We start from the raw sequence: 13,953 nt of genomic DNA, 5'->3' as shown, positions 1-13,953 counted from the left end.
GAAATACATCACATATTAAGGGGTGAGCGGAATGCCATTGTTCATTATTGCGTTAGGTGTTGCGATTTTAGTGTTATTGATTGTTAAGTTGAAGTTGAACACCTTTGTCGCGTTGATTATTGTGTCGACTTTGGTTGGTCTCTTATTAGGGATTCCTATTACGAAAATCAACACGGTAATTGAAAATGGCATTGGTAGTCAGCTAGGTAGCTTGGCAATTGTTTTCGGACTTGGAGCGATGCTAGGCCGGCTGATTGCGGATTCAGGTGCTGGTTACCGGATTGCGATGGTGTTAAGTGAAAAGTTTGGTCGGCGGCAGATTGAATGGGCGATTGTTTTGGCTTCATTCATTATTGGCTTAGCATTGTTCTTTGAAGTCGGTCTGGTCGTTTTGTTGCCAATCGTGTTTGTAATTGCCAACGAGCTAGGAATTGCGATGCTTTATTTGGCCATCCCAATGGCGGCTGCATTGAACGTTGCCCATGCCTTTTTACCACCGCATCCGGCTCCAGTGGCGATTGCTGCAATTTTCAACGCACCACTAGGACACGTGCTGGTCTTAGGCATTTTGGCCGCAATCCCAACGGTTATTATTACTGGACCAGTCTACAACCATGTTCTACATCGGCTTTATCCGAGCGCCTATCATATTAAAACGACCAACAAAGTCCTTGGTGATTACCATCCCTTCGAACTTGCAGATACGCCTGGTTTTGGCATCAGTATTGTCACCGCAACGATGCCGATTATTTTAATTGCCGGTGCAACGATTTCAAAGTATTTGTTATCGGCCAAAACGTTGCCTGATCAAGTCATTCAACTGATTGGCTCACCGGATAGCGCCATGTTGCTGTCATTATTGTTAGCAATTTATACGTTAGGGATTCGGCGACACGTGCCAATGAAAAGGTTAGGACAATCCATGCGTACCGCCGTTGAACAAATTGCGATGATGTTGTTTATTATCGGTGGTGGTGGCGCCTTCAAGCAGGTCCTGGTTACGGGTGGTGTTGCCAAGTATGTAGCGACTTTATTTTCATCCGTTCATTGGTCCCCAATTATCGCAGCTTGGATCATGACTGCCGTTTTACGTGTCTGCATTGGGTCGACTACCGTGGCGGCCTTGACTGGTGCGGGACTAGCGGTGCCACTGATGCAAGCCACTGGTGTCAATCCTGCACTAATGGTATTGGCGGTGGGTGCTGGTTCAGTATTTTGTGACCACGTTAACGGCGCCGGTTTCTGGATGATCAAGCAGTATTTCGATTTGAGCCTCAAAGAAACGTTGCTTACTTGGACGCCATTAACGATGCTCATGTCAGTCGTGGGTCTGGGCTGTGTACTGGGGCTGTCGTTGCTGTTCTAGCAAGCACGTGTCGTGAGACAATATAAATTTAGAGGAATTGACAGTGCGATTGCCTGCCAATTTTTTAGTTTATGGGGCAGAATGCATCTGTATTTATGAAATAATTGTCCCAGTATTTTGTCATGAATCATACCAGTTTGTAGATTCTTGTTCGTCAACTGGGGTGCGTCTTATTCCGACCTCCAGGGCTGGCTGACAACGCTGGAACAGGGCGGACATCGATTTGAACTCACGCAGAAGACCACTGCGCAATTTCAAATACGAGTCTTCTTCTAGCCCGGAAAGTTCACCCGGACAAGAAGAACTTCGCCCTTGAGCATTGTCAGCCAGCCCCTCCGATCGGGAAGCCGCTCGAATAGCGGATGAACGGCCACCTATCTGGGTACAATTGGCAATAAAACTCATCTGGAATTTGCAAGTCAAGATTTTGTTGAGCGAATCTAATCGAAACTACCTTGTCGGTAAGTGACAGGATTACTGATTTCAAAGCATTAATGACTAGTTCATATTTAGTCTGATTCGAAAACGTATCAAGTAAGGGATAATAATCCAGACACTCCTGTACTGACGACACTAGACGATAGCCTAATGATTAAGCAAAAGTTTTAGCCAAAACAAATCTGATAGTCATATAACAGCTGTACCGTTATATGAGTCAGTGATCAATCTTTAAAAAGTTTGGCCCACACATGTCTGCCTTTCGAATACAATCCCGGCTGGAAGGTGTTCTGGGTAAGGCCCAGTTGTGAAATTTCACTTAGCAAGCGTCTTTGGCTTGGTTAGTGAAAGACCAGTATTTAAGACGTGGGTTGTCGGCTTAAATCTGTGTCCACCACGTTACGGCCATTGCCCAGAATGCCTGGAAGCCGGCCTAGGACGAACCTACAACAGCAAGTTTACGTGAACTCGCTTTGTTTCCAGCGGGTCACAGCTGGCAGCTCTTGAACTTAGAAGTAGCATGATTGAATCACCTTTAATATTAGATGATAATGGCGTCTCACGATGAACTTGACCTGAAGTAATAATGCCGCAAAAAAACTCGTTTAGCCACAGTAGCGCTAAACGAGTATGAAGTATCGAATATCGGATTATACGACACCAAGTAATTGCCAAACGGGCACGCAGCAGAGCAAGCCAACGATGTTGATCACCATGTAGCCGAGTGAAGAAGTGGCTAATGAGCGTTTAGAAGCCATCGAGTTATTAACCGCAGCCGATCCAGTTAGGAAAGGTGCATCCATGTAGGACAAGAGCCAAATATTGACACTGGTCGTCACGATGAAGACGATTACGGCTGGGTTGAACGGGGTGGTTTGGAAAAATGGCAGTAGTGCGATAATAATTAAAGTCCCTGTGGAGATTAAGGAAACCACGACAAACTTGCAGATGTAGATAATGATTGGCAGTGCAATGACGGTAATCCAAATATTGCCTAAGATTGGGCTGATGACTGGTTTTAAGATGACACGAAGCCAGGTAGTTAAGCCGACCGTTTGCATAACGTTTCCTAAAGCCATCACGGTCCCGATGAAGATAATCGTATTCCAACTTAAGCGGGTTTTGAAGTCATTAGGGGTCAGAACCTTTGTGGCAACTAAGACACTGACGCCGACAAGTGCGGTGACCGCGGCCGGAATGTTGACGGTTGATTCGAGAATCCAGAAGACGATTGCAACGAGAATGACACCACCAGTGATTTTTTCTTCCCGCGACATTGGTCCTAGGTCCGTGAGTTGTTGATTGATGAACGCTTTAGAAACGGTTTGATCGTTATGTGGTCTAAATAAGAACCGCAAGAGGAAGAAACCACCAACTAGTGCGATAAGCGTCCATGGCAACATCATAATGAACCAATTGCCCCAACTTAATACTGATTGAAATTTATTGGGTAATAACCCTTTGAAAGCGTAGTTCTGAGCAGTCGCACTCAGAAAACTAGCTTCCATGACCAGAAATCCCCAGATGGCGGCCAGAAACAAGCCGGAACTTCCCTTACTCATTGGTTTATAGCCGAGTGCGTTGCTAATCCCCTGGGCAATCGGGGTACTCATCGCTGTTTTGGGATGGGCACTTGGAATCATCGGTGAAATGATTGTCCCAGCCGTAAAGAGTGCTAAAGTTTGACCACTAAAGTTAGCGGGAAACCACGACATAATTTTCAAAGCGATTCGATTAATCAATCCAGTTTTAGTCGCAGCAGCACCTAATCCCAGGCCACCAATAATAATCCACATCGTTGTGGTCGAGAAAATATTGAAAGCCGTTGGAAAGTCGGTTGCGCCTAAAATAACCCATGAAGACAACATCAACAGCCCAGTGGCAAAGCTTGGAATGACATTAAAAATCCAGAAAATATTGGCGGTGACTAACGATGCCAAGACGACCATCCCAGCATGGGTCAGGCCGTGGGGCGTCGGAATCGCGAATGTAATGATCAAACCAAGAATAATACCGACCAAGCCCGCAATCCATTTAGTATGTTTCATAATGGCTACCTACCTTAGTTGTCAAAAACGTCGGGATTAACTGGAAATTGTGGAAGTTTGCCATTTGAAAAATCAATGATTGCTTGTGCCGCACCGATACCCAATGCAGCGTTAGCTTCTTTGGTCGTTCCAGCAATGTGACTGGTCAAAATTGTGTTTTTGCTGTCAAAGAGTGGGTTGTCAGGAGCGGGTGGTTCTGGATTGAATGAATCAATCGCTGCGCCGGCAAGACGGTCATGATTGAGTGCATCTGCCAAGTCAGCTTCGTTAATAATGCCACCACGTGCTGAATTGATAATATAAGCAGTTGGTTTCATCAACGACAATTCTTTCGTTGTGATCATATTTTTCGTTTCTGGTGTCAATGGCATGTTAACGGATAAAAAGTCAGCTAAGGGATAGATATCAGTCAATTGGTCATAAAGTTTTACTGGCGAATCCTTGATGTAGGGGTCATAGCCAATGACGTTCATGCCAAAAGCTTCTGCCAAGGTGACCAACTGTTGACCAATTTTTCCTAGACCTAAAATCGCGAGTGTCTTACCGCGCAGCTCATGGCCGTTCAAGTCATAGTCAGTTGAAAATCCAGGAAGTGAAGTGCCACTCAACTCAGATTTGTGAGCGCGTAACGCCGTATCTGATTTAGTGATTCTCCGGCTGAGGCTCAACATGGTGGTCATCACGTATTCCGCCACGGAAAAGGCATTTGCGCCATTCACTTTGGCAACTAAAACGTGCTGTTTGGTCGCCGCATCAACATCAACATTGTTGATTCCAGTCCCATTACGTGAAATGATTTTCAATTCTTTTCCGGCAGCAATCACATCGGCTGGCAACTTGGATGAGCGCATAATGACTGCGTAGGCGTCTTTAATTGCGGCTTTCATAGAGTCTGCGTCGGTATTTGGGGCGACTTGAACGTCAAAATTATTCTTTTTCAACAAATTGATTCCGGCATCGTCAATTTTTTCACTTAGCAAAACTTTTTTCATAATCGTGTCCTCCCAGATGATGATAGTTTAGTAAATCGCTTACAACTATATTCTAGTGATTAATTTCACTAAAACACAGTACCGAAATGGACAGCTGGTGAACTAAATCGACCATCGAACAGAGGCTAAGCAATAATTGAATCGGTGCTGTTGGCCTTGGAAAGCTGCTGAATTAATTGCTGGAGAATCATGTTCTGATTACTCTTTTTATAAAATAACGTTGAAGAATAGGCCGTGTTAACGTCATCAGTGATTGGCAGAAATTTGATCAGCGGATTTTTACGCTGTTCCAGTGCCAGGAAGGGACTTGGGTAAAACCCAATCGCTTGATTGGCGGCAATCAACATGTCACGTAGCTCAAGTGACGAGACACGATTGATCTGCTGTTCTGGAAAGGCTTGGTCGAACTTTTCATAGAAGATCTTTTTCAAGTAGTGCGACGCGTAAGGACTATAATACAGCACTTCAAGTCCCCGTAAATCAGTTAAACTGACGGCATTGGCATGGGCCAGTTTATTAAGTGCGCTGATACCAACGACTAGATTCCCCTTGGCGAGATCAATTCTTGAAAGACTTGGGTCAGTCATATCGGTTTTCATGTAATAATAGGGAGATACGGCGATGTCCAACGTACCAGTATGGACGAGTTGTTGCAGTCGTTGCCCACTTTCTTGGCGGAATTCTAGTTTGATGTCGGTATCCGTTTTAAGTAGTGGAATGAGCATTTTTTGAACGGTGATTTCTTGGTTGGAAGAAGAAAAGCCGATTCTGAGTCGTTTTTCTTTTGTTTGTTGTTCCGTTTGGATGCGAATTAGTTCATCATTGTAGGTGTTAACAATATCTTCGGCTGCAATCACGAACTTGGACCCGGTTGGGGTTAGGTCAGTGTTGTTATGGCGACGAATGAAGAGCTTGACACCTAGTTCATTTTCCAGCTGATCCATTTGCTTTGAAACGGCTCGTGGGGATAAGAATAGTAACTCGGCAGCTGATTTAAAACTACCATTTTTGGCAATCACTAAGAATGTTTTTAAACGGTTAATTTCCATTAAGTGTTCCTCCTCAGACGGTATTAGTGGCAAGTGAACGTTTGGTTCAGCAAGCGAACAATTTGGTACTGTTCTAATTATTGACCGGACCATATAATAAAGTCAATCAAGCATTGTTACAAAAATCACAAAAAGAGGTCGTTAAAAATGAGTATTCCAAAAATCGTCGACATGTTAGTTTACCCAGTTGCTGGTTATGATAGCATGTTATTAAACTTAAGTGGTGCACATGGTGCGTTCTTTACGAGAAATATTGTCATTTTGAAGGCGGACAATGGTCAGGTGGGGGTCGGTGAAGTCCCTGGTGGTGAGAAAATCACGGAGACGTTGAACGCGTCCAAAGACCTAGTTATCAACGAATCGATTGGTAATTATAAGGCTGCGTTACAAAAGATTCGGAGCAAGTTTTCATACCTAGACCAAGGTGGCCGTGGCAATCAGACATTTGATCAACGAATTATGGTCCATGCTTTAACTGCAATTGAAACCGCTTTTTTGGACTTGTTAGGTAAGCATTTCCATGTTCCCGTTGCGGCGTTATTAGGTGATGGTCAACAACGTGAAAAAGTTGGGGTTCTCGGTTACCTCTTCTGGGTCGGGGACAGCAGCAAGACGGATCTCCCATACTTGCAAGATGATGATGAGACGAGTGAGTGGGGCAAACTGCGCCGTAAACCTGTGATGGATGCGGATGCCCTGGTTAAGCTCGCCCAAGCAGCCTACAATAAGTATGGTTTCAAGACGTTTAAACTCAAGGGTGGCGTTTTTGATGGTGAGACTGAAGTTGCTGCCATCAAAGCCTTGCATGAAGCTTTTCCGGATGCCAAGCTAGACTTGGATCCGAATGGTGCTTGGTCGCTTAAAGAAGCACTACACTACGCGGATGAGCTCAAGGGTGTGCTACATTACATTGAAGATCCTTGCGGTGGTGAAAATGGCTTCTCTGGACGTGAAATTTTATCCGAATTTCAGCGGATTACACACATGCCGACTGCCACAAATATGGTCGATACTGATTGGCGGCAAATGTCACATGCGATTGCGCTAAATGCAGTCTCAATTCCATTGGCTGACCCACATTTCTGGACGATGGAAGGTGCGGTTCGAGTGGCACAGCTTTGCCATGAATTTAACTTAAACTGGGGTGTTCATTCCAATAATCATTTTGATATTTCATTGGCAATGGTTGCAAATGCTGCAGCGGCAGCGCCAGGCAATGTTTATGATGTCGATACGCACTGGATTTGGCAAGATGGTCAGAATCTGACGAAGCACCCATACGAAATTAAGAATGGTCAATTGACGGTACCACGGACCAACGAAGGCTTGGGCGTTGAAGTGGATATGGATGCTATTGAACGTGCTCATCAATTATATGTGGACAACAATTTGGGTGCGCGTGATGACGCGAAGGCCATGCAATACTTGATTCCAAATTGGCAATTTGATGCCAAACGACCTGCACTGGTTCGCTAATTTTTAATAACCACTTAATTAGACGCCATCCAACAGGCGCCATAAAAGGACGTTGCCACAATTGACAACGTCCTTTTTAATCTGCAATAAATTAATACCGTAACGGATGACGCAACTTACCACAAGCCACTAAGGATACTAGCAGCGGCGACACCCCAATAATATTCGGAAGTCCGAGCCGTCTGTTGGTAGAGCGTATTGATCGCAGCGAGTGGCTGTTGCATGTGCTCACGAATCACACGGGCAGCCATACCGTTGACCTTGGTGGCGATTAATAAATAGTTGCCGTTCTTATCCAGCTCGATGGCATAGCGTAACAGTTCCGCGCGCACCTGTTCATCTTGTTTTACTTCAGAATCATTGTAGGCTGTGTCAATTTGCGCCATCAGCCGTTGTGCCTTTTCATGGTTGTTCATGTCTGACGCCTCCCCCTGCAAGCAGTATAGCACAGTACTGCGGGTTCGGCGTCTGCCAAGTTGGGCCACATCATAAGTGTTCCAAATTATTGCGTGACAAAAAAACTAGCGCCGGCATCGTACCTGTCAGTCACTAGTTTTAATTGGTCATGTGGATTAAAATCTGCTAAAAGCTCTTGATAAAGTTAAACGAGCGCTTTAGCCATCACATCCGCCACATCGCAGCTCTGCCAGTATTGGTCAACGAGTGGGGCAAAGGCATGGTTCAAACCTTGATATTGAATGAAGGTCGTCGCGGTGTCTGCCGCCGCCAACCGTTGCGCGTACGCCCATGCTTGCGGCCGGAAGGGGTCGAATTCGCCGACCATAATCGTGGTTGGTGGCGTGAGCGTAAAGTTATCTTGACGTAGTGGTGAAATCAATGGTGAATGCGAGTCGAAGTTGTCTGGGACGTAATAAGCCGTCATGATGCTATCAAGTTGCCGGAAGAGGTCGTGATAGTTGGCTAAAATCGTCCGCTGTGAGTCGATAATTGGAAACGCGGCGAGGTCCCATAACGGTCCAGCGTGGTCAGCGTTGGGTGCAGTGACCGGATACAATAGCAGTTGCTGATTGATTCGGTTGCTGCCCAATTGCTGATTCAGATTGGTCGCCGCCATGATGACATTGGCGCCAGCCGAATCACCAGCCACGGTGATCATCGTTTCCGCATCGCGCTGTTCCAAGTACTGGAAGACAGCGAGGCCATCCAAAATTCCGGCGGGTGCGGGCGCTTCGGGTGCGAGACTGTAATCAACGTTTAATACCTCGCAGTGACTTTGCGCCGCGACCATTTTGAGTAATACGGTATTATTGCCCGGGACGCCGCCGTAGAAGGCACCACCGTGGAAATAAACGAGCACGTGATGGCTCAACACATTTTGTGGGGTCAGCCATTCCACGCTAACCGTCCGATTTAACGCGGTGATGCTCCGATTTTTAACGGTGACCGCCTGTCCAACTGGATCAGCGATTGCGGGTGTTAAGCTCCCAGTGCGCAAGTCGTCCAAGTTGTTTTCCAATATCGCTGGTTTTTCAAACGCGGTCAGGGTTTTGAGTACGAGTGGATCGAATTGCTCGCCACTAACTTCATTATTGAATGGTTTGACGATTTTAGTCACGCCATTGACCGTGGTTTTGACTGAATTAATTGTTGGCATCATATTCAACTTCCTCCTTTTCAGTCGTCACCGTCGCGGATTCATCATTAGCTTGTAGCTGCTTTTCATCCAGCCGGTAGAATTGCATCATGAAGATCATGGCGGCTAGTAAGATGATTGGCATCCAAATGAAGGCCAGGTTGATAAAAGTGATCGTGCGGCCAGATTGAACGGCTGCTTTGGCGTTGAATTGGCCCCATGCCAGGAATTGACCGGCGAGGAAGCCACCGATACCCATCCCGAGTTTGGCCCCAATCATTGGTACGGCAGACAAGAATCCGGTTTCATTTAAGCCTAGCACCTTCGTCGAGTAGTCAACCGTATCGGACAGCATCGCGAAGACGATCGTAAAGGTGATCCCCATCGCGATCAAGAAGATAACGGAGCCGGCAATCAGCAAGCTGACACTCTGCATCTTTTCGGCAACCGGTAAAAAGAGTTGCCCGACTACGCCCAAAATCAGCGAGAACTGCAAAACGTTGCGGTTCTTAAAGTGTTGTGAAAGAAATGGCACGGAGAGGTTCCCGATAACGGAGACGAACCCAATTCCGAGGAAGATGGGGGCCAGTTCTGGTTTGCCATAGACATACTTGATAAAGAAGATGGCGGAGTTCCCCCGGAGCATCCAGAAAGTTTGTAGTAAAATAAATGAGCATGCCAGTAGGAGCCATGGTTTGTTGCGCGCGGCACCTTTCAGACTTTGCCAGATGGACAGTGATTCCGGCTTTTCACCCGTGTTGTTCGGATTCTCGGCACCGTTAGTTTCCTTAAGGTTGAAGAAAGCGAAGACGAAGAGGCCCATGATCACTAATCCTAAAATAACGGCCCATAAGGTGAACCCTTTGGACTGGTTGCCGTTACCAAGCATTTTAACCATTGGTAAGGTAATTGCCGCAACCGCACTGGTCCCAATCGTCGTCATGACCATCCGGGCACTCGCCAGTTTTGTCCGTTCAACACTGTCATCCGTCAAACTTGGCAGAATCGACGTAATTGGCGTGTTGGCGCCTGAGTAAATCAAGCTAAAGAACGTGTAAGTGATTGAAATGTAAACGAGTCGCATCGTGGTACTGCCACCAAACGATGGAATCATGAATAACGACATCGCCAGTAAGCCTAATGGAATCCCGAACCAAACAAAGTACGGCCGTGACTGCCCATATTTAGTATGCGTATGGTCGATCAAGTAGCCATAAATCAAGGCATCGAAGGCGTCAATGAAACGAACCACGAAGAACAACGTCCCCGCAAACGCCGCGGAAATGCCCGCAACCGTCGTATAGTAGAATAGTAAGTAAGTGCTGACCATTTGCCAGATAATATTTCCGGCCATATCTGTGGAACCGTATGCAATTCGCCGTTTCCAAGTTTGAAAAATCGACATAATAATCCCCCCAAACTGTTTTAAACCCCAACAAACAAATTAAACCTAAACCGACAAAGAAGCTTGTGCGTTGAAATGATAACACACATTTGTAATGATAATTAACCCCTTTTATCATCACAATTATATTTCCCGATTAGGTTAATTGTCAAAGAAAGGTGATAGTTTGACCAGTCAATAACCGAAGCGAGTGCAATGCGGATTCTGGACCGTTTGTTAGGGGGAGGGAGCTTGGGTTCGGGACAAAAGCAGCCAGTAGAGGTTCGCTTAAAGCAGATGAGTTAGCGTCAGTCAGCAGTGGTGGGCTGGTTTTCAGGCATTGATGACAATGCTGGAAGGCGATGGGAACGCCAATCCACATCTTAACTAGGAGCCGGCCGCGCTGTCAGCCAGTCCCTAAAGTCGGATGAACACGCGCAGTTGATGATGAACGACACGCAAAAAGAGGCACCATCAGCATTAACAATTCTGATGGTGTCTCTTTTAAATAATCATAGTTTTAGTCAATCGTGGGCTTCAATGCGAGGGCTTTAGCCGCTTCTTCACTGTCATCAAAGTGGTGCTTGGTTCGACCGATGATTTGGTAATCTTCGTGGCCCTTACCAGCGATTAAAACGACGTCGCCAGGTTGTGCAGCTTCAATCGCCTTGGCAATCGCTTCGTGGCGGTCTTCGTAGACGGGCACGTTTGCATCTGGAACGCCTGCGACCATGTCGTTGAGAATCATGGTTGGGTCTTCCGTTCGCGGATTATCTGAAGTGAAGATTGGCTTCGTGCTGTGTTCCACGGCAATTTTGGCCATCTTCGGTCGTTTGGTCTTATCACGGTCACCACCACAACCGACAACACAGTAGATATCCTTAGTCGCAAAGTCTTGAATGGTTTCAAGGGCATTCAGCAAACCATCCGGCGTGTGGGAGTAATCCACGATCACGCTGACGCCGGTGTGTGAAGGAACGGATTGGAAACGACCTTTCACACCAGTAACCTTTTCCAGTGACTTGATGATTTGGTCTTCCGGAATACCACTCGCATAGGCTGCGGCAAAGGCAGCCAGCATGTTGTAAACGTTGAACTGGCCAATCAACTGCATGGTGACGTGGGTCACATGACCGAACACGGAAAGGTCGAATTCAGTGCCGTGGCTCTTGATTTCGACGTTTTGGGCGTTGATCATGGCGTCGGGTTTGAGCCCGAACGTCAAAACGTGGGCAGCGGTATACTGTTCAAACTCCCGACCAACAGGGTCATCGGTATTTAATACGGCGACCTTGTTGGTGCCATCCGCGTTGTACTTGTTGCCAAGTTGGGCGAATAACATGGCTTTGGCTTCCGTGTATTTCGCCATCGTCTTGTGGAAATCCAAATGATCCTGGGTCAAATTGGTGAAGACGGCGATATCGTAATCGATGCCCCAGACCCGACCGAGGACGAGCGCGATTGAAGAAACTTCCATGGCGACCGTTTCAACGCCAGCATCGCGCATGGCGGCCAGGGTTCGTTGCGTCGTAATCGAATCGGGAGTCGTGTTGGCAGTCGGCAGTTTTTCATCTTTGATCTTTCGATACATCGTTCCAATCAGGCCGGTAGCTTGTTGTTGGTCGCGATAAATCTGTTCAATCAAATGGGTGACGGTGGTCTTCCCGTTAGTCCCGGTCACGCCAATCATCCGCATCTTTTGACTAGGTGCGCCGTAGAAGACGTCGGCTAAAATCGCCATCGCTCGTTCGGTATTTTCGACATAAATCACGGGCACGTTGACATCGAGTGGCTTAGAGGCGACAATGATTTTGGCCCCCTTTTCGATGGCTTGGCCGACCAAGTCGTGGCCGTCAACGTGGTAGCCGACAACGGCGATGAACATTGCACCTGGCTGAACTTCGCGCGTATCCTGTGTCAGCATGGTCACGTCAAAATCCGTGGTTAGGGCGGGGCGAACCTGCTTAAATTTTAAACTATTAATTAATTGACTTGCTTGCATAGTATTAGCGTCCTTTTCAATAAAGTTACTGTTTCTAGAATACATGCAAATGCGGCAATTGTCACCCTAAATGAGGACAGAAATCCACCCGAATGACTCGTAACTGGTGATAACTGAACGCAACATTAATCGGGTTTGACGGCTGGTTTCCAGAAATGAGGGTTCAAACAGCAGTTTCGCGAAATGTCGATTTATACAGCGGGTTTCAGAGAATGAAGTCCAAACGGGTGTAAATGAAAATGAACTTAAACGCTGAACAGCCCCACTGAACGCACAACAGAAACTCGCGAAATAGATTGCCGACTTCAGAAGGTCAGCTCGGATTGACGGTAAACAAAAACGTCGCCACAAGAATTAACCGTTAATCCTTGTGCCGACGCCCGTTTATTCGAAACTTAGTTATTCAATCCCTAAGAATTCATCATGGAGTGCGTTCATCGCAGCCTTTAAATCGGCTTGCTTGACCAGCACCCAAATCGTGGTGTAACTATCCGTTGACTGCAAAATATCAATATGCTGAGCGGCCAGTGCCGTGACGATGCGGGCGGTCACACCGGGAGTCCCAGTGATTCCGGCACCGACAACCGAGACTTTCGCACAGTCGGCGATCGCCTGGCAGTGCACGTGGGCATCAGTTAGGAGCTTTTTCGCGACATCCGCATCACCATTCACCAGGTTAAAGACGACTTGGTGGGTCGTGATGTTGATGAAATCAACACTGAGGCCATGTTGGGCCATCAGTTGAAAGATTTCACTAGAGCTCAACGTGTCAGTTGGCACTGTGAATTGAGTCAGATTGGTCTGATGCGCAATACCAGTGACGGTCCGATAGTGCTCGATTTGCGTCGTCGTACGATCGGTGACCAGGGTACCTAATTCATCAGGTTCCTGGTACGTCGAGCGAATCCGCATTGGCACGTGAGCCTGTTCGGCAATTTCAACGGCCCGCGGATGAATGACCTTGGCGCCTTCGTGAGCCATGTTGGCGAGTTCTTCGTAGCTGATCGCCTTGATGAACCGCGCATGTGTCACGAGCCGTGGATCAGCAGTCATCATCCCATTGACGTCGGTAAAAATGTCGACGCGTTTGGCCTTGAGGGCTGCCCCTAAGATGGCTGCGGACGTATCAGAACCCCCGCGACCAATTGTCGTAATGTGACCAGCTTCAGTCGCACCTTGAAAACCAGTGACGACCACCACGTCAGCGTCAATAAACGCATCGGTGATTGGTTTTGGATCAACGCGCAAGATTTTGGCATTTTGAAAATCATCATTGGTGACAATGCCGGCATCTTGACCCGTCATCGCCGTCACGTTCAAGCCTTGTTTGCGGGCGAGTTCCGTGAAAACGGCCGTTGAGATCGTTTCACCAACGGAGACTAACATATCCAACTCCCGATTCGTCAGGCGGGAATGTTCAGCCCCGACTAAACCTAAGAGTGAATCGGTTGCGTATGGCGCGCCTTTACGGCCAATTGCGGAGACGACGACGATGACTTTATCGCCCTGGTCGACCGCGTATTGAACGTGCTTGAGGGCTTGCAGACGAGCGGCCTCATCCTTGACGGAAGTGCCACCAAATTTTTGAACAATAATTTCCATTG

Annotated in this window: 10 protein-coding genes; 2 read left to right on the top strand and 8 right to left on the bottom strand. The window is 47.1% G+C overall.

Going from position 1 to position 13,953, the window contains the following annotated elements; all coding sequences use genetic code 11:
- Positions 1 to 31: 31 nt before the first annotated feature.
- Entirely contained in the window at positions 32 to 1,366 is a 1,335-nt protein-coding gene (locus MZO40_RS11730; RefSeq protein ID WP_065674535.1) for a gluconate:H+ symporter, read from the top strand.
- Between the two features lie 1,088 nt (positions 1,367 to 2,454).
- Here MZO40_RS11730 and MZO40_RS11725 read toward each other — a convergent pair.
- The 3 genes from MZO40_RS11725 to MZO40_RS11715 form a co-directional block, all read right to left on the bottom strand.
- Positions 2,455 to 3,852, bottom strand: a complete 1,398-nt coding sequence (locus MZO40_RS11725) for an SLC13 family permease (RefSeq protein ID WP_050339007.1) — start codon at positions 3,850 to 3,852, stop codon at positions 2,455 to 2,457.
- A 14-nt stretch (positions 3,853 to 3,866) separates the two neighbouring features.
- Positions 3,867 to 4,844, bottom strand: coding sequence for a hydroxyacid dehydrogenase (locus MZO40_RS11720; RefSeq protein WP_105961732.1), 978 nt, complete (start codon positions 4,842 to 4,844; stop codon positions 3,867 to 3,869).
- A gap of 125 nt (positions 4,845 to 4,969) precedes the next feature.
- Positions 4,970 to 5,893 carry a LysR family transcriptional regulator gene (locus MZO40_RS11715; protein WP_252133295.1) on the bottom strand — a complete coding sequence of 308 codons (924 nt, stop codon included), beginning with the start codon at positions 5,891 to 5,893 and terminating at the stop codon, positions 4,970 to 4,972.
- 147 nt (positions 5,894 to 6,040) lie between these two features.
- Between MZO40_RS11715 and MZO40_RS11710 the strand changes: the two genes are divergently transcribed.
- A complete protein-coding gene (locus MZO40_RS11710) occupies positions 6,041 to 7,369 on the top strand; it encodes an enolase C-terminal domain-like protein (protein WP_105961731.1) in 1,329 nt (442 codons plus the stop codon).
- Between the two features lie 116 nt (positions 7,370 to 7,485).
- Here the strand turns inward: MZO40_RS11710 and MZO40_RS11705 are convergent, their stop codons facing one another.
- The 5 genes from MZO40_RS11705 to dapG form a co-directional block, all read right to left on the bottom strand.
- Positions 7,486 to 7,785: a bacteriocin immunity protein gene (locus MZO40_RS11705; protein ID WP_105961730.1), complete on the bottom strand. Its 300-nt coding sequence runs from the start codon at positions 7,783 to 7,785 to the stop codon at positions 7,486 to 7,488.
- A 185-nt stretch (positions 7,786 to 7,970) separates the two neighbouring features.
- Positions 7,971 to 8,987 carry an alpha/beta hydrolase gene (locus MZO40_RS11700; protein WP_105961729.1) on the bottom strand — a complete coding sequence of 339 codons (1,017 nt, stop codon included), beginning with the start codon at positions 8,985 to 8,987 and terminating at the stop codon, positions 7,971 to 7,973.
- Entirely contained in the window at positions 8,971 to 10,368 is a 1,398-nt protein-coding gene (locus MZO40_RS11695) for an MFS transporter (protein ID WP_050339002.1), read from the bottom strand. The genes MZO40_RS11700 and MZO40_RS11695 overlap by 17 nt, the downstream gene beginning before the upstream one ends.
- Before the next feature lie 499 nt (positions 10,369 to 10,867).
- Positions 10,868 to 12,349 (bottom strand): UDP-N-acetylmuramoyl-L-alanyl-D-glutamate--2,6-diaminopimelate ligase, encoded by a 1,482-nt coding sequence (locus MZO40_RS11690; RefSeq protein ID WP_105961728.1) that lies wholly within the window; start codon positions 12,347 to 12,349, stop codon positions 10,868 to 10,870.
- 399 nt (positions 12,350 to 12,748) lie between these two features.
- Complete coding sequence (gene dapG / locus MZO40_RS11685; protein WP_050339000.1) at positions 12,749 to 13,951, bottom strand: aspartate kinase; 1,203 nt, start codon at positions 13,949 to 13,951, stop codon at positions 12,749 to 12,751.
- Positions 13,952 to 13,953 lie beyond the last annotated feature (2 nt).

The organism is Lactiplantibacillus sp. B652, from assembly GCF_023806745.1.
GTDB lineage: Bacteria > Bacillota > Bacilli > Lactobacillales > Lactobacillaceae > Lactiplantibacillus > Lactiplantibacillus pentosus.
This window is presented reverse-complemented; position numbering and strand designations above follow the sequence as displayed.

Excerpts from the sequence above, each read along its gene's own strand:
- MZO40_RS11730 (WP_065674535.1), top strand. The coding sequence starts at position 32 with ATGCCATTGTTCATTATTGCGTTAGGTGTTGCGATTTTAGTGTTATTG.
- MZO40_RS11725 (WP_050339007.1), bottom strand. The coding sequence starts at position 3,852 with ATGAAACATACTAAATGGATTGCGGGCTTGGTCGGTATTATTCTTGGT.
- MZO40_RS11720 (WP_105961732.1), bottom strand. The coding sequence starts at position 4,844 with ATGAAAAAAGTTTTGCTAAGTGAAAAAATTGACGATGCCGGAATCAAT.
- MZO40_RS11715 (WP_252133295.1), bottom strand. The coding sequence starts at position 5,893 with ATGGAAATTAACCGTTTAAAAACATTCTTAGTGATTGCCAAAAATGGT.
- MZO40_RS11710 (WP_105961731.1), top strand. The coding sequence starts at position 6,041 with ATGAGTATTCCAAAAATCGTCGACATGTTAGTTTACCCAGTTGCTGGT.
- MZO40_RS11705 (WP_105961730.1), bottom strand. The coding sequence starts at position 7,785 with ATGAACAACCATGAAAAGGCACAACGGCTGATGGCGCAAATTGACACA.
- MZO40_RS11700 (WP_105961729.1), bottom strand. The coding sequence starts at position 8,987 with ATGATGCCAACAATTAATTCAGTCAAAACCACGGTCAATGGCGTGACT.
- MZO40_RS11695 (WP_050339002.1), bottom strand. The coding sequence starts at position 10,368 with ATGTCGATTTTTCAAACTTGGAAACGGCGAATTGCATACGGTTCCACA.
- MZO40_RS11690 (WP_105961728.1), bottom strand. The coding sequence starts at position 12,349 with ATGCAAGCAAGTCAATTAATTAATAGTTTAAAATTTAAGCAGGTTCGC.
- dapG (WP_050339000.1), bottom strand. The coding sequence starts at position 13,951 with ATGGAAATTATTGTTCAAAAATTTGGTGGCACTTCCGTCAAGGATGAG.